The following is a 17119-nucleotide window of genomic DNA, read 5'->3' as shown; positions in this document are numbered from 1 at the left end:
TATCAATGTCTGATAACAAATATATTATCATATGCGGATGTGATGGAACTGGTAGACATGCAAGATTTAGGTTCTTGTGCTGTGAGGCGTGGGGGTTCAAGTCCCTTCATCCGTACCACTTAGATTCAGTTCCTTATAGAAAATAATATAAAATTTTTATGCAGCAATTTAGTATTTATCATACAAGCGATGAATTGCTTCTAAAAGCAATATTGTGTCTTTTAGAAAAATGTTATTACTCTGATCTTAAAAGTGTGATATTAACTACAGATGTAGATCAACAAGAAATGCTCAATAAAAATCTTTGGACTTATTCACGTAAACAATTTATACCTCATGGTAGTAAATTTGATCCGCAGCCTACAAAACAACCTATTTATATTACAGATGAGTTACAAAATCCTAATAATGCTAGTGTGCTTATCATTATTTCACCTACAGATATAGAAAAAATTTTACAAGTCAAAGAATATATAAGAGTTTTCAAAAGGATAATTATAATCACAGATTTACCTGAAGATTTAAAACAATTAATAATTAAAATAAATAAATTTACTGGGCAAGAAAACAAAATAGATTGTTTTACTCAAAATCCTATGGGAGCTTGGAATAAAATAGCATAATAAACTTATATTCTTTTACGTACCAATAAATATAATCCAATCGTTAAAGCAACAAGTAAATTGAAATAGCAAGCAAAAATAAAATCTAGATTTTTTGAAGCAAAATTTTGTAATATAAAATGAATTGCAGTAACAAGTAATACTGTTAAGGCAGAAAATAATACTGGTATAAAAGTTGTTTTTTTGCTATAAGGATATCTTAAAAAAACCGCAAGTGCTAAACAAGGTAATACAAAATTATATAAAGGCCAGATTATTCTTTGATGTGCTTCAGCAATTAATTTAATTTTTTTAGTAATAACTAAATCATGACTAGGGGTTAGTAATTCGCTTATATAATATTCGTTTGCTTCTTTATTATGTTGAGTCCTTTGTGATGCTAAAGAACTGTCGTTTTGTAGCTTTATCATTAAAGAATCAAAAGTTAGTTGAGTTAAATTACCGTTTACATCATATTCTTGTCTTAGACCTTTATTAAGTTCAAAAATCGGGTTGTTACCATGTATATTAAGAGTACCTGAACCAGCAAATACTATTGATGGTTTATCAGCATTGCGATTATCAAATATTATTATACCGTTCATAATATTTCCTGCTAATTTTTTATCTATAAAGACAGTGATATTTTTCGTTATTTTATTAAAAGTTTTTTCTTCAATCATACTTGAGATATAATTATTTTTGATAAAACTTAAACGTGATTTTAAGTTTATATGAGATAATGGCAGGATCGTAGAAGATATATAATAAGCAAATAGCATAACTGTTAATGCAACATATAAAGCAGGTAATGCTAGTTGTATATTATTAACTCCTGAAGCTTGTAATATAATTAATTGTCGCTCTACTTTTAAATTATTATAGATATAGAGTACGGAAATAACTGTTATTACTGGTAACAGAATAAATAATAAAATAGGAAGTACTAAAACTACTAAATTAAAAAAGTCTATAACTTTTATACCTTTATCAAATAAATATAAAAGTTTTAATATTTGTGTTATCCATACTATACTAGTTACTGAAAAAGTAACTATTATAAGTAGTGGTAAGATATTTTTTATAAAATATTTTCGGTATAGTAACATAATACTCTTGTATAGTTTATTGACTTCATTCCAGCCCTTGGGTCGTAATCAAGGATATTTTAAAAACCTTATCTAATCTTCTATAGCCTATGTTGGAGTGAAATGCTTATTATATGATATTATGCCAACCTTTTTTATTATATTATTTGCAAAGATGTGATAAATTAATTTGCCTATCACTATTGTTATAAATGCAATAATAATACCGTAGATTATATCACTTGGGTAATGCATAGCAAGACTTATGCGAGATAAAGATACAAGCATAATACAACAAATCATTAAGATTTTTATCAATAATCTTGTAGACTTCCAAGCACAATATGTTACCAAAATGCTAAGAGCTGCGTGGCTGCTTGGAAAGCTTGAAAGGCATCTTTCATTTTCAGTATTTATTATGGTCACAAAACTATTTACAGGAAGACTACAATAAGGGCGAGGGAAATTCACTGAAAATTTAAGAGTGGTAAAAATTAAACCGAATACCATGTATATTATACCGATTTCAACTAATTTATTATAACTGTGCCAAAATTTATTTTGCTGCTCATTATAATTTTTAATTTTCTTTAATTGAATATAAAAATATATACAGTATAAAATATATATTAAGGCGAAATTAGCGATATTAAAACAAAATGAAATTATTTTAAAAAAATAAGGTGTAAATCCAATATTAGTAATTTTATTCAAAAATAAGAATATTTCTTGATTTAAGCCGCAAAAATTATAAAAAACTTCAAGCATCATTTTAAATATTTATGTTACAAGTAACAGTACTTGGATGTGGGGCATCTATAGGCGTACCGGTAATCGGGTGCGAGTGTAGTACTTGCACATCTCCTTCACAGTACAATAAAAGGACTAGATCAGCAATATATATTAATGATGAAAATAGTCAAATATTAGTTGATTTTGGTTTTGATATTAGAAATCAACTCTTACGCGAAAAGATAAATAAGCTCGATTGTGCTATATTAACACATGGTCATTCTGATCATGTGAACGGTATAGATGATTTGCGAGTATTTACTTTTATGCAAGATAAGACATTTGAGATATATACAGATCACAATAGTGTAGCAAAGCTTCATACAAAATTTGATTATCTATTTAACATGTGTAAGTTACTTGCAACTAAATCTATTAATTTTTTTGATAAGATAAAAATTAATACTATAGAAGTACAGTTTTTTAGACAGCATCATGGTCCTATAGATAGCTTAGGTTTACGTATAGGTGATTTTGTTTATTCGCCTGATGTGATTGGTTTTCCTCCTGAATCAGAAAAATTTTTAAAAGATATAAAAATATGGATATTAGATTGTATGGATTATAGATCAAATCCGAACCATGCAGGACTTGATAAAGTTCTAGCATGGCGAGAAAAATATAATCCTGAGGAGATATTATTAACTAATATGAGACACACAATAGATTATCATGAGATTAAGAAAGTACTTCCAAAAAATGTTAAGCCCCTTTATGACGGTTATAAATTTATGGTTTAGTTTATGATTATTTTAGAAAAAGTTTGTAAACATTACGGCAAAAATTACGCAATTAAGAATATTGATTTAAATTTTACTACCAAGGAAACTACTGTAATAATTGGTCCTTCTGGAAGCGGTAAAACTACTTTGCTTAGAATTTTAAATAATTTAGAAGAACCAAGTAGTGGTACTTTTTTAGTAGATCAGCAAAAGCTAATGAAAAAAGATAGAAGGAGGCTTTGTTTAAAAGTTGGTATGGTTTTCCAAAATTTTAATCTCTTTCCTCATTTCACTGTAGGAGAGAACCTAATGTATACACCGATAAATGTTTTAAAACTGCCGAAAGAACAAGTAATTTCTATGGCAAAAGAATTGCTTACAAAATTTAAGTTAATACAAAAATTTTACGCATATCCGACAAGTTTATCAGGAGGACAAAAACAGCGTATAGCAATAGCAAGGGCTTTAATGGTGAAACCAGAAATTTTGTTATTCGATGAACCGACTTCAGCGCTTGATCCTGAAAATATTAAAGATGTTATAGAGAATATAAATTTATTAAAAGCTCAAATGAGCATGGTAGTGGTTACACATCATGTGAAATTTGCAAAATTAATAGCAGATCGGATTATTTTTATGGATCAAGGACAGATTTTAGCAAATCAACCTGCGAATGAGTTTTTTAAAAAACCTGCATCGCATCGAGCTAGGTTATTTTTAGAAAATATAGGTGATTTGATTTGATATGTACATTTTATCATAATGAGCTTGCAGTAAAAACCTTGTGTTTTTTCTAGATATCTTGGTCAAATTATGGCATAAAACACAAAATGTGTATTTATATAGAAATTACACATAAATATCACCATTGCTTTAAGTATATATTACTATCATCATCGTACTGTTTTGATACAGATATGAGTAAGAATTACTAAAAAACTATGTATTACAAGGAAGCGAAATTTTATACAAAGGTTAAATGAAGAACACAACATTTTGAAATCAGAAAGCAGTTACTATTGATAAAAGTTGTTTCAGTAATGGCAATTACATTAATGATAGAAAATTTAGATTTTAAAAATTCACATTGCTATACTTAAAAAATTCTATTAGTCTTAATTATTTAAAGGCCTATAATAGGTTATCAGTTATTAGAAAAGATTTAAATTAAGCAAGGAATGAGTAACTTAAATATTGTAATTTTGCTAAAAAACAACATAACTAGTTGTAAACTAGGAATACTATCACTAATATCATTTTTAGTTTACTTAAAAATCAAGTTTCTATTCTACAATAGATAATTTGCATTTAAAAAACATAAACTATATTATCTAGGATATAATGTATAAACTTGTTTATCTGAATTTAACAGTAATAATAGACATATAAGAGATAATAACTGCTATCCACATTGTTATCCAAAGGTTGTATCTGCATCTATTATGCTATTGTATTGGATATTCTTAAAACAAAGTGAGGTTCAAATTAAGTATTTAATCTTTACTCAGTCTATAATTTATAGCTTTATATCAGATTATAATGAATCAAGAATTGCAGTTTTTTTACTGAAAAATGTGCTAGGGCTTTTATCTGATTATACAGATTAATAATATATATACTTATTCTTTGTTTACTTTTACTTAATATATTATGAATAAAAGACTCATAAAACTTATTTTTATTGTTTGTAGCGCTGTAATTGTAACTGGTGTATTATACAAATGTATTAATCAGACTTATCCAAAGTTTTTTAAAGAGTTACAAAATATAGTGAGTTTTTATGCATTATTATTACTATTATTTAGTATAATTTACAGTACTTTTAGTAAAAATGAAATATGTAGATCTTGTTTCCAATTAGCAATGTGGGCAGCAATTTTTTTGTTGATAATAACTGGTTATGCCTTTAGATTTGAACTGCATTATGCTTATCATAGAGTAATTTCTGCCTTAATCCCATCATATAAATGGTCTACCCAAGTCGGAGAAATTATTATAGCCCGTAGTGGAGATGGGCATTTTTATATCAATGCTTGTGTAAATAACGTAAAAATAAAATTTATGGTCGATACTGGTGCAAGTGATATAGCTTTGACTAAAGAAGATGCTCAAAAATTAGGATTTGACTTAACTAAATTAAAATATACTAGAACTTATCTAACGGCTAATGGCGAGAATAAGGCTGCACCTATAACATTAAATAGCGTAGTAATCGGTACAGAATTTAAGAACATAAAAGGACATGTTGGGCTTGGTAATCTTGATATTTCACTACTTGGTATGTCATTACTTGAGCGTTTCAAAGGTTTCAGGATTGACAAGGATTTATTGATATTGAATTATTAGACTTAATCAGCATTGTGAGTTGCCATAATAGGTTGCTTTACAATCTCCTGAAAAATCCTAGGATTAATTTTCCTCTCACAATGATGATTTAAGCAATAAAAATGCTAACTTAAAACGGTATTTTAAAGCCTGGTGGTAAGCTCATACCGTTTAAAGCTCCTGATAAAGAATTTTGTGAATCTTCATCACATTTTTGTTTAGCATCATTAAAGGCAACTTTAATTAAATCTTCAAGTATTTCTTTTTCTTCTATTTTTAATAAAGATTCATCAATTGAAACCTTTTCAATTTCTCCTTTGCCAGTAATAATAATTTCAACCAGCATGCCGCCTGCTTTACCAGTATACCTTGTATTTGCCATTTGTTCTTGTGCTTCTTGCATTTTTTTTTGCATTGATTGTGCTTGTTTTAAAAACTGATTAAAATTTACCATAATTCTATCCTTTAATTTTTAGTAATATATCTGTAATTTTTACATTCGGGAAATGTTTTTTTATTAAACTAAAATCGTTACTTGTTTCAATCTTATTTATTAACTGACCCTTTAAAGTTTGTTTGTTTTGCTCTTTTATGACTATAAATTCAGGCTTTTCTTTAGTAAAAGCAGTTAACAAATCTTCTATTTGTTTCTTTATCTTGTTTGTAACTTTAAGACTACAGAACTCTAATCTATTATCACTGAGTTTTTTCAGTTCTGTATGATTGAGCAAAAAATAATATATATCTATCTCATTATTTTTATATAGATATTCAAGAAAATCTAAAATTTCAAATTTTTTTTTATTCCTGAATTATCTGCATTCATTATATTAGCATTAGAATCATTAAGTAGCGGCAGTGACGTTGAATATATAGATTTTATAACTAACATTTCCGTCTCTATTAGTTGATTATAGGAAATTTTTATTTCTGTGACTCCCTTATTATATATTTGCCATAAGATTGATAAGTGTGCTAAACTGATTTTAGCTAATATGCTTTTAGTCCTATAATTAAATGATTCATATATTGGTAGACTATAATTAGGTAATATTTTTACTTTGTTAAGATAAGCAATAAAATCTGCTACTGATTGTATAAAAGTTTCAAGATTAACCGAAAAACGATAATAAAGCTTATTTATTAAATTTATAGCTTTTTCTGTTTCTTTACTAATTATTTTTTCTATAAATTCTAATATAAATGAAGCATCAACAAGTCCAAGCATTTGATTAATTATTTGAGAACTAATTATATTATCAGATTTCGCAGACATACTAGCTGCTTGATCTAAAATAGACACTGCATCACGTGCTGAACCTTCAGACTTATGAGCTATAATTCTTAATGCTTCTATATCTGCTATTAAATTTTCTTGCTTAGTTATATATTTAAGTAGCTTAAAGATTTCTTCAAAACTTAAACGTCTTAAATCATAACGTTGACATCTTGAGATAATAGTTGAAGGTACCTTTTGTACTTCAGTTGTTGCAAAAATAAATATTACGTGAGGTGGTGGTTCTTCTAAAGTCTTAAGAAGTGCGTTAAATGCTCCTTTAGAGAGCATATGCACTTCATCAATAATAAAGATTTTATGTTTACCTTGTAGAGGTTTATATTCAGCAGATTCTATAATTCTACGTATATCATCTATGCTAGTTTTACTTGCTGCGTCAATTTCAATTATATCTGGGTGATTATGATTATTAAAACTGACACAATTTGTGCATTTTTCACATGTTTTAATAGTCATATTTTCAGTAATTAAGGCAGAACAATTTACGGCTTTAGCAATAATACGAGCTGAGGTAGTTTTGCCAACACCTCTAATACCAGTTAAAAGATAACCTCCGACTAGTCTATCGTTTAAAATAGTATAGCTTAAAATTTTTACTAGTACTTCTTGCCCTTGCAGTTCAGTAAAATTATTAGGACGATATTTCCTTGCAAAAGGAATATATTGATTAGATGAATTTTCTAGCACAATTATGATTGTTATAAGATTTTTGATGTTATATTTTGTCACCGCTAGCAGTAAAGGTATACGGCCATCTTTATGAAGTAATAATACACTTCTGAGATTGCTTCGTCGAATTACTACAAAATTCTTATGTCAATGACTATTAATTGGTTAAGCAACGATACTAGTAATGACCCACAGAATCTTACTCTGGCTGCTTCTTTTCAGATCTGACCAACTAAGCAAGAGCAATGCCCACTACTAGTATAATTAACATAACCTGTTTACTTTGAAGAAACAACATATTTTTTTTCTATTTCTGATTTTATTAGTCTTTCAGGTGGACTGAATATTTCAGGGTTTTTAAATTTAAATAAATCATCCGAAAATTTTCGTACTTTAGTTATTTTATCAAAAGTAATAGTGACCATATTATGGTCTTCAAATATTTTTAATTTTTCAATTTGTTTAATATTTTTATTAAAAGTAATTTCGCTGCGCTTTTCTGTTTTACTATGATAGATAGTAATATTAACAATATTTCCTTTGTTAATTATTGATTCCAAAACAAAATCCTTATCATAATCCTCATTATCTTCTAATAAAAAATTGAATATATTTTCACTGCGATTAATTCGGCTTACTTGTTCCATATCATAATCATATATCGATACGAAATTTTTAGTACCTATTATAACTAAAGGGAAAGGTGGATAATAATTACATCTGAAATTATAAGGTTTTTGGATTAGTAATTTTCCTTTAACTATTTTACCGTAAGAGTCTTCTTGAGTAAAATCTATCGCGACTGATTTTATCGTGCGTAGATAATTTTTAAACTCTGAGAGATGTATATTATTATTTGAATATGCCTTAATAGAGCTTAAGCAAAAACAAATAATGATTAAGAACAATATTTTTTTCATTTTTATTGTTTTGTATTTTAAATTATGTTTAAAATACTTTAGTTATATTATTAAAACAAATATTTTATGAAAATTGTTGCTTTAAAAGAAAAAGTAAAAAATGAAACACGCGCTGCTATAACACCTGAAGTAGCTGGATTACTCATTAAAAAGGGATATGCAGTGACTGTAGAAAAAGATATAGGGTTCTATGCTGGTTTTCTTGATGAAGAATATGTTGCAGTCGGTACTAAGATATCTTCAGTGCCTCTTGAGATTATTTCTGATGCTGATATTATATTAAAGGTACAACCTTCATCTGTTACAGATAAATATAGCGAGCTTGAATTCGCAAAAGAAGGGGCAATTATCGTAGGATTATTATCACCATATTTAAATCATGAATATATAAAAGCAGCAGCTAAAAAAAATATTACTACTTTTGCTATGGAGTTTGTGCCGAGAATTACTAAAGCTCAAAATATGGATGTTTTATCTTCTCAAAGTAATTTAGTAGGTTATAGAGCGGTTATTGAAGCAAGCTATCATTATACTAAAGCTTTTCCAATGATGATTACGGCAGCAGGTACAATTCCAGCATGTAAAACTTTAGTACTTGGTGTAGGTGTTGCTGGTCTTCAAGCTATTGCAACAGCAAAGAGGCTTGGTAGTATAGTTGCTGGATATGATGTAAGAATTGCTACTAAAGAACAGGTAGAAAGCTTAGGAGCTAAGTTTGTATGTGTAGAATTACAGGAAGATTTGCAGGATAGCTCAGGTTATGCTTCAGAAGGCTCTGAAGCTTATAAAGCTAAACAAGAAGAGTTTTTAGCTAAAATTATTAAAGGATATGATATAGTTATTACTACTGCACAAATTCCAGGGAAAAAAGCCCCTATTCTTGTTACAGACAAAATGATAGCATCTATGATGCATGGTTCAGTGATTGTTGATATATCGACTAGTACAGGTGGAAATGTAGAAGGTTCAGAACCGGATAAGATTGTTACTAAGCACGGTGTTACAATAATAGGTTTATTAAATCTTGCATCTAAGATTGCTAGTGATAGCTCAAAATTATATTCTAAGAATTTGTATAATTTTCTAACATATGCGTTGCAAGACGGTCAATTTAATATGGATGATGAGTTAGTGCGTGATATGTTGATTACAAAAGACGGTAAAATTGTTAATTACATAATAAGAGAAAAATATGAATCAATTACCGATAATGGCTAAACAGGCTGCTGAAATTGCCTCTAACACTCAAGAATTATCAAACAAGTTAAAAGATTTGGTAATAGATACTAGTTGGCAAACAAACGCTACTATAGACCCGCTAGTGTTTGCTATAACTATTTTTGTATTAGCTTCTTTTGTTGGTTATTATGTTGTATGGAAAGTAACTCCTGCGCTTCATACTCCGCTTATGTCTATTACTAATGCTATTTCAGGTATTATAGTTATTAGTTCTATGATTGTTACAAGTAATTCTGCTTTTGAGTTTTCTAGTCTACTTGGGTCTTGTGCAACTTTGCTTGCGTCTATAAATATTTTCGGCGGATTTATAGTAACAACAAGAATGCTTGAGATGTTTAAGAAGAAGTTATAATGTCGTATTTTTTTATAAATGAATACCACCATATCATCACATGAATAAATGATGTTGTGACATTAAAGTTCATTATAAATCCAGCTCTTTATATTCAACGGTAACTACTTCGTATGATTTTAATCCTTTTGGTGTTATGACTTCTACAAAATCACCCACTGATTTTCCAATTAAAGCTTTTGCTATAGGAGAAGCGATTGAAACTCTTTTTTTAGTTATATCGGCTTCATATTCTCCTACAATAACATATGTTACTTCTTCTTCAGTATCGTCGTCGATCAAAGTAACAGTAGCTCCAAATTTTATGTTATCCCCCGATAATTTACAAATATCAATAATTTCCGCTCTTGCCGTCATATCTTCAAGCTCTTTAATACGCCCTTCTATAAATGCTTGTTTTTCACGCGCTGCTTCATATTCTGCATTCTCGGATAAATCTCCATGTTCTCGTGCTTCTGCTATATCTTCACTAATTTTTTTACGTTCTACGTGTTTTAAATGTTTAAGCTCGTGTTCTAATTTTTTAAAACCTTTAGCGGTGATAGGAAATTTTGTATTCATAAATATATTGTATAAATTTAGTAATTTTAGTATACTATTTTCAATAAAATTGATTTTAGCAAGTATATTTGTAATAATTAAATTTGTCAAATAAGCCTTTTGAATTATTTAGTGTTTCCTAGATACATTGTGATTGACTGTATACTTTGTATTGTCGAAGTATCCAGATAACAATTAAAATACAAAAATTCGTATAAACTAGATCTCGTAAATATAAATCACGTGATGAAAACTGTAGTGTTATTTTTATATAGCAACAAATTAGTAATTTTATGGAAATCGCAGATTTTGACTTTGAGAAAAAGCGTAAAATTTTTCACATATCAGCTATAATATTCCCGATGTTTTATTTATTTATCCCAAGAATCGCTATTGTATTACTATTATTTATAGTCACTGCTATTACATTATATTTAGATGTAATGCGCCATAATAATGCAAAAATTAGAAAATTTGTAACTCGATTTTTTTCAAAAATTATAAGATTAAAGGAAAATAACGGGTCTTTTGCTTTAAGCGGTATTAGTTTTATGATGTTAGGTTTTTTCTTAACTTCTATTCTTTTTCATAAAAATTTAGTTATTTGTTCGTGGTTGATTTTAATTATTTCAGATTGTTTAGCGGCTCTTGTCGGTATTAAAATAGGAAACAGTTTGAGTAATGGTAAATCAATAGCTGGTTCTTTTACTTTTTTCGTTTCTGCGCTTTTTATAAGTATATTAGTTTATTTCTATTTAGGATATAATACAAGTTTTATTATTATCATTATAAGCTGTATAGGTGCTACGGCAGCTGAATTTTATTCAAACGATTTAAGAATTAATGATAATTTATCTATACCGTTTTCTTATTGTTTATCGACTACTATTTTCTCCTACATAATATAATGAGAGTTACACAGGAATTTTATGAGCTTTTAAGAAATCGCATTAACATATCTGATGTAGTAAGACAAAAATTAGCTTTAACTAGAAAATCTAGTAATTATGTAGGCTTATGTCCTTTTCATCAAGAAAAGACACCATCTTTTACTGTTAGTGATAGTAAGAGATTTTTCTATTGTTTTGGCTGTAAAGCATCTGGTGATGTTATAAAATTTACTTCTAATATTAGTGGTCTATCTTATAATGAATCTGCTATAAAGCTTGCAAACGATTATGGTATAGAGATACCGAAATTAACTGTAAAACAGAAAGAATTTTATGAAGAATCTGATAATATTTTAAATATTTTAGAGCTTGCTAATAAATTTTTTAGAACGCAGTTAACTCCTGAAATACTAAATTATTTAAATCAAAGAAATATTACTGAAACGACAATAAAAGAATTCTCAATAGGTTTTTCTCCAAGAAATAATAAATTTGCAAAATTTTTTCTTGATAAGAAGATAGATATTACAACGCTTGGTCAAGCAGGTTTAATTGGCAAGCGCAAAAATGGTGAAATATATAATTTATTTTCTAATCGTATTACTATTCCAATTAGAAATATTTACAATAAAATTGTAGGTTTTGGTGCTAGAGTATTAGGGAACGGGTTACCTAAATATTTAAATTCATATGAAACTATAGTATTTCAAAAAAACGATACTCTATACGGTGAGCATAAAGCGATAAGCAGTAGCTATAAAAAAAATCGCTCGATTTTAGTAGAAGGTTATTTTGATGTTATAGCACTACATCAAGCAGGTTTTAGTGAAGTGGTTGCGAGTCTTGGTACTAGTGTTACTGAGAATCACTTACACAAATTATGGCGTGCTTGTGATGAAATTATATTATGTCTTGACGGTGATAATGCAGGAATAAAAGCTAGTATAAGAACTATTAACTTAGCATTACCGCTTGTTAATAGTGAAAAGAAAATTTCTTTTATTAGATTACCAAGTGGACTTGATCCTGATGATGTAGTAAATAAAAACGGTGCTGATTTTTTTGCAAAGCTTATAGATAAAAGAATAAGCTTGTCAGAAATGATTTGGTATATTGAATATAGTGGCAAGAATTTTAAAACTGCAGAAGAAAAAGCTAATTTAGAGAAAAATTTAAAAGATTACTGCAATAAAATATCAGATAGTAATTTAAAAGCAAGTTATTACAGGTTTTTTAAGGATCAAATATGGCAAAATTTAGTCATAAAGCAGAAGAAAATTATAACTCAGAACTTCAATTCATCTCTTATAGCTTCAAGTCACTGCTATTCGGAGCTTGAAATGCTAGAGCATGCTTTTTGTGCTTTGTTAATTAAGTTTCCTATAATGCTTGCAGAAAAAGATATTAGGGATTTCATCTTAAATTTAAACTTTAATAATAAATCGCTTGAAGAATTTCGTAATTGGTACTTAAATGAGATTATAGATAATAAAGTAGAAGAAAGTGAAATTACTGCAATTGTGGAAAAAACTAGCTTTTTTGATATTTTTTTATTATTATCAAAAGCTGATAATTTGTTTTTAGATATCTCATTTAATAAAAATAATATCAGACTAGATTTATTATGGCAGTGGCTGTATAAGAAATATTATCTAATAAATTTACAACAAGAATACGCTATTAGCATAAATGGTAATCATGACTTTGAAAAAGTTTTATTATATAAAAAAGAAATTCTAAAGATTGTAAATGAGCTTCAAGTGTTAAACGAATCTTTTATTAATCAGACGATAACTTAAAAGCAAAAAGCATATAGGTATTTAATGAGCAATAGCAATATAGACAATGATCCAGCGAAAATAGATAGTTTACTTAGAAAAGCTAAATCTAAAAAGATACCGGTCACTTATGATGATATAAACAAAGCTCTCCCTCTTAATAAAAATCCTTCAATAAGGCAATTAGAAGAAGCTATATTAAAATTTTCTGATGCAGGAGTAGATATTTTAGAATCTAATGAAGATGATGAAATTAAGCTTGATATCGGAATTGATGAAGAATTTAAGCTATCTACTAATGTTGATAATGAATCTGAGGATGAAGTAGAGGAAGAAAATATAGGTAGTACTGATGACCCTGTGAGATTATATCTTAAGGATATGGGAGGTGTTGATCTTTTAACTCGTGAAAATGAAGTAGAAATAGCAAAAAGGATTGAGGAGGGACGCAAAACAATGACTGCTTCCTTATGCAGAAGCCCTGTTGCTATGCGTTGTTTTATAGTATGGTATGAAGATTTAGTTAATGAAAAAATGTTACTACGTGATCTGATCGATTTAGAAGCTAACATGTTACATGATGAAGTGCACGAAAATGATGAAGAACATAATAGTGAAACTGAAGTAGAAGAGCATGAGGATAATCACTTATCTATGTCTAGAGTAGAAACGCAAATATTGCATAATATAATAGATCGTATGAAAAAGATTTCTTTTATATGTGAAGAGCTGCTCATTGAAGCTAAGAAATGTTATGAAGAATCTTTTGATCCGAAAGTTTTGCAAAATAGTAGAAAATATAATAATAATTTAGAGTTATTAATACATGAGGTTTCGGAAATACATTTTAATTCTAAAAGAACGGAAGAGATTTTAGGTAAAATGTATGGAATAAATCGTGATTTAATTAATAAAGAAACAGCTTTTTTAAAACTTGCTGAAAAATACGGAGTCACACGTCAAAATTTCCTTGATGAGTATATAGGATCGGTTATCAATGCAGCATGGAAAGAAAAAATGCTCAAAAATAAAAAAGTTGCTTGGAAAGAGTTAATTACTAAAGAATCAGATTATATAGATCAAATGATTAATGAATTATCAGTTATAGAATCTAATACTGGTCTTTTAGTTAATGATTTTAAAAAACTAGTAAATACTATACAAAAAAGTGAGAGACAAACGCTGCAAGCAAAAAAAGATATGATAGAAGCAAATTTGCGTTTAGTTATATCGATTGCGAAAAAATATGCTAATAGAGGCCTACAGTTTTTAGATTTAATCCAAGAAGGTAATATAGGACTTATGAAAGCAGTAGATAAATTTGAATATCGTCGCGGTTATAAATTTTCTACTTATGCCACTTGGTGGATTAGACAAGCTATAACAAGAGCAATTGCAGATCAAGCAAGGACTATACGTATTCCTGTGCATATGATTGAAACAATTAATAAGATACTTCGTACTTCAAGACAAATGCTTAATGAGCTTGGATATGAACCAACAGCAACAGAAATTGCTAACCGTCTTTCAATGCCACTTGATAAAGTGCGTAAAGTTATGAAAATAGCTAAAGAACCTATAAGTCTTGAGAATCCAGTGGGTGATGATAGTGATGGTGGTCAATTAGGTGATTTTATCGAAGATAAGAATGCAGTAGCACCGATTGATGCAGCAATTCAGTCAAATTTACGAGAAGTTACCACTAGAGTACTTGCGACACTCACGCCTCGTGAAGAAAGAGTACTGAGAATGCGTTTCGGTATAGGTATGAATACTGACCATACATTAGAAGAAGTAGGACAACAATTTAAAGTAACTAGAGAACGTATAAGACAAATTGAGTCAAAGGCTTTAAGAAAGTTACAACATCCCATTAGATCAAAAAAACTTAATAGTTTTAGAAACGGTGGAAAACGTGGTGATGGTAATCCATCAGATTTACTAGAAGCATGATAATACTTATATACTCATGTGGTTTTATTATGGACATTGTATCATAGCAGGCATTCTTAGGTCTAATGGTAAAGTCATAGGATGACAGTGAGATATTATGTATCGATATAAAATTACAATTGAATACTTAGGAACGCATTTTTCAGGATGGCAAAGACAAGCAGGAGTGCTGTCGGTACAGCAGATATTGGAAGAAGCGATTTATAAATTTTCAGGTGAACAGGTAACATTGTTTGGATCAGGGAGAACTGATGCTGGTGTACATGCTATAGGTCAAATAGCACATTTTGATCTTTCAAAATATTTAGAACCTTACAAAATTATTAAAGCTATTAACTATTTCGTAAGACCGTATGCTGTAGGAGTATGGAATTGTGAATTGGTCTCCAATAATTTCCATGCTAGATTTTCAGCCACTTCACGGCATTATATATATAGAATTGTTAATAGAACTTATCCATCTGTAATTGATTTAAATAGAGTATGGTGGATTAGTGCACCTTTAGATGTTCTAGCAATGCAGCAAGCTGCTACTTATCTATTAGGTAAACATGATTTTACTTCATTTAGGTCTAGTTCATGTCAATCAAAATCACCTATAAAAACTTTAACTGAAATTAACATTATTAAAGAATACGAAGAAATAAAATTATATCTCTCAGCTCCATCATTTTTACATTATATGGTACGTAATATTGTCGGTAGTTTAGTACTTGTTGGTAAAAATATTTGGCAAGTAGAGCAAATTAAAAATGTTTTAGATGCAAAAGATAGAAAGGTAGCTGGTCCTACCGCTCCTGCATTCGGACTTTATTTTATAAAAGCAGAGTATTAATTTTTTTAAAAAGAATTTATCTTATAATTTTTAGTGCTACTATAACAGTAGCTGTGTTATCGCAAGACAAACTAAATAAGTGTAGGATAATTAATTCTACACTTCACTTGTCAAATACAATAGTTAATATTTTCTATGTTTGACAATGATTTTGTTTTTTAAAATTCAGATAAAGAAGTATAACTGTAGAAAAGTAGACAGGAAAATTGGATTAATTGAAATATTTTTAGATGTCAATTATTTTTAAAGTTAATATACAGTAATGTACTATTCATTAGTTCAAGTGTCAAGAACAGTTATACCTTAATTTATTGTATGATCTTCTGATCATATATAAAATATTTTTTCAAATTTCAAGCAATGAGTGATGCATTTTTATTTGTATCATATGAACATAATCATAACAAAGAATCAGAAACAATTGTTATGTTAACTACATAACTTTAACATACTAATCTTAATTGATGTGAATACATTGCTTTCTTAATTATTGTCTAAGTTAAATTATTAAGATATTTTGTTAAATAAAGCATATTTCTAATAAAGCATGGAAGTGTTGACAAAAAAGAATTAAAATTAAAGATATCCAAATATATAAAAAATTTTAATCTTATAACAAAGCTTCGATAGTGCTATATTGTTGTGTGATGAATTTGAATGCAAATACTCAATAATAGTAGAAATTCTTAATACTATAAATGCTTCTTTGATTGCAGGAGAAAAACTATAGTTGCTCTTAATCATATTGTGGGATCTTTAAAAGATAATCAAACTAAGTATTACAAAATAATAAAGAACAAGCAGAATAATCAATTAATTAACGAAAAACAACATAAAATTTCTGTAGATTGTGCTAAATAGTACAAGCAAGATATTAGATGTTATAAAATAAAATTGTTAGTAATTATAAAACTGATCATTTAATAAGATTCTTCTTATTTTGTATACAATATATTTGAAATTATTTTGCAGAAAATTTCTGAATATATCAGTAGAAAAAGCTAACAAGTATCAATGGAATTAAATGTTTACAAACAATTTTTGTTATACACTTTTATTTATAAATCTAATTTATAAAAATTCTCAAGCAGAAATTTTTTTTCATAAATTGTAATCA

At 28.3% G+C, this 17119-nt stretch carries 15 protein-coding genes, 1 tRNA gene, 1 other RNA gene and 1 pseudogene; 11 read left to right on the top strand and 7 right to left on the bottom strand.

What is annotated here, in order from left to right:
- Positions 1–33 precede the first annotated feature (33 nt).
- Both RT_RS04245 and RT_RS04240 read left to right on the top strand, forming a co-directional pair.
- A tRNA-Leu gene (locus RT_RS04245) sits at positions 34–118 on the top strand.
- Positions 119–158: 40 nt separating this feature from the next.
- The gene (locus RT_RS04240) at positions 159–623 is read left to right on the top strand and encodes a DNA polymerase III subunit chi (protein WP_011191290.1); all 465 of its coding nucleotides are present in this window, start codon (positions 159–161) and stop codon (positions 621–623) included.
- A gap of 5 nt (positions 624–628) precedes the next feature.
- On the opposite strand, the gene RT_RS04235 is transcribed toward RT_RS04240, so the two are convergent.
- Together RT_RS04235 and RT_RS04230 are read right to left on the bottom strand one after the other, a co-directional pair.
- The gene (locus RT_RS04235) at positions 629–1711 is read right to left on the bottom strand and encodes an LptF/LptG family permease (protein WP_011191289.1); all 1083 of its coding nucleotides are present in this window, start codon (positions 1709–1711) and stop codon (positions 629–631) included.
- 87 nt (positions 1712–1798) lie between these two features.
- Positions 1799–2458, bottom strand: coding sequence for a phosphatase PAP2 family protein (locus RT_RS04230; protein WP_044286913.1), 660 nt, complete (start codon positions 2456–2458; stop codon positions 1799–1801).
- Between the two features lie 14 nt (positions 2459–2472).
- Here RT_RS04230 and RT_RS04225 point away from each other — a divergent pair, with 14 nt between their 5' ends.
- From RT_RS04225 to RT_RS04215, 3 genes are all read left to right on the top strand, one after another.
- The gene (locus tag RT_RS04225; protein WP_011191287.1) at positions 2473–3222 is read left to right on the top strand and encodes an MBL fold metallo-hydrolase; all 750 of its coding nucleotides are present in this window, start codon (positions 2473–2475) and stop codon (positions 3220–3222) included.
- 3 nt (positions 3223–3225) lie between these two features.
- Positions 3226–3948, top strand: a complete 723-nt coding sequence (locus tag RT_RS04220) for an amino acid ABC transporter ATP-binding protein (protein ID WP_011191286.1) — start codon at positions 3226–3228, stop codon at positions 3946–3948.
- Positions 3949–4854: 906 nt separating this feature from the next.
- Positions 4855–5550 carry a TIGR02281 family clan AA aspartic protease gene (locus tag RT_RS04215; protein WP_011191285.1) on the top strand — a complete coding sequence of 232 codons (696 nt, stop codon included), beginning with the start codon at positions 4855–4857 and terminating at the stop codon, positions 5548–5550.
- A gap of 109 nt (positions 5551–5659) precedes the next feature.
- On the opposite strand, the gene RT_RS04210 is transcribed toward RT_RS04215, so the two are convergent.
- The 4 genes and pseudogenes from RT_RS04210 to RT_RS04195 all read right to left on the bottom strand — a co-directional run bounded on the left by RT_RS04210 (position 5660) and on the right by RT_RS04195 (position 8415).
- Positions 5660–5983, bottom strand: a complete 324-nt coding sequence (locus RT_RS04210) for a YbaB/EbfC family nucleoid-associated protein (protein WP_011191284.1) — start codon at positions 5981–5983, stop codon at positions 5660–5662.
- 4 nt (positions 5984–5987) lie between these two features.
- A pseudogene (gene dnaX, locus RT_RS04200) lies at positions 5988–7564 on the bottom strand (DNA polymerase III subunit gamma/tau).
- 101 nt (positions 7565–7665) lie between these two features.
- An RNA gene (gene ffs / locus RT_RS04345) (signal recognition particle sRNA small type) lies at positions 7666–7759 on the bottom strand.
- Between the two features lie 14 nt (positions 7760–7773).
- Positions 7774–8415 carry an outer-membrane lipoprotein carrier protein LolA gene (locus RT_RS04195; RefSeq protein ID WP_011191281.1) on the bottom strand — a complete coding sequence of 214 codons (642 nt, stop codon included), beginning with the start codon at positions 8413–8415 and terminating at the stop codon, positions 7774–7776.
- Between the two features lie 66 nt (positions 8416–8481).
- Here RT_RS04195 and RT_RS04190 point away from each other — a divergent pair, with 66 nt between their 5' ends.
- A complete protein-coding gene (locus RT_RS04190) occupies positions 8482–9633 on the top strand; it encodes an NAD(P) transhydrogenase subunit alpha (RefSeq protein ID WP_011191280.1) in 1152 nt (383 codons plus the stop codon).
- On the top strand, positions 9608–10006 hold the full coding sequence (locus tag RT_RS04185; RefSeq protein ID WP_011191279.1) for an NAD(P) transhydrogenase subunit alpha: 399 nt from the start codon (positions 9608–9610) through the stop codon (positions 10004–10006). Before RT_RS04190 ends, RT_RS04185 begins: the two co-directional genes overlap by 26 nt.
- A 72-nt stretch (positions 10007–10078) precedes the next feature.
- Here the strand turns inward: RT_RS04185 and greA are convergent, their stop codons facing one another.
- On the bottom strand, positions 10079–10567 hold the full coding sequence (greA, locus tag RT_RS04180; RefSeq protein WP_011191278.1) for a transcription elongation factor GreA: 489 nt from the start codon (positions 10565–10567) through the stop codon (positions 10079–10081).
- A gap of 272 nt (positions 10568–10839) precedes the next feature.
- On the opposite strand from greA, the gene RT_RS04175 reads away from it, so the two are divergent.
- The 4 genes from RT_RS04175 (at position 10840) to truA (ending at position 16002) form a co-directional block, all read left to right on the top strand.
- A complete protein-coding gene (locus RT_RS04175) occupies positions 10840–11454 on the top strand; it encodes a diacylglycerol/polyprenol kinase family protein (RefSeq protein WP_011191277.1) in 615 nt (204 codons plus the stop codon).
- Positions 11454–13235 (top strand): DNA primase, encoded by a 1782-nt coding sequence (gene dnaG, locus RT_RS04170; protein ID WP_011191276.1) that lies wholly within the window; start codon positions 11454–11456, stop codon positions 13233–13235. The genes RT_RS04175 and dnaG overlap by 1 nt, the downstream gene beginning before the upstream one ends.
- 24 nt (positions 13236–13259) lie before the next feature.
- Positions 13260–15167: an RNA polymerase sigma factor RpoD gene (gene rpoD, locus RT_RS04165; protein ID WP_011191275.1), complete on the top strand. Its 1908-nt coding sequence runs from the start codon at positions 13260–13262 to the stop codon at positions 15165–15167.
- Positions 15168–15264: 97 nt separating this feature from the next.
- Positions 15265–16002, top strand: a complete 738-nt coding sequence (truA, locus tag RT_RS04160) for a tRNA pseudouridine(38-40) synthase TruA (RefSeq protein WP_011191274.1) — start codon at positions 15265–15267, stop codon at positions 16000–16002.
- The last annotated feature ends 1117 nt before the right edge of the window (positions 16003–17119 follow it).

It is taken from the genome of Rickettsia typhi str. Wilmington (genome assembly GCF_000008045.1).
Lineage (GTDB): Bacteria > Pseudomonadota > Alphaproteobacteria > Rickettsiales > Rickettsiaceae > Rickettsia > Rickettsia typhi.
The sequence above is the reverse complement of the archived record's forward strand: the minus strand, read 5'-3'. Positions and strand labels throughout refer to the sequence as shown.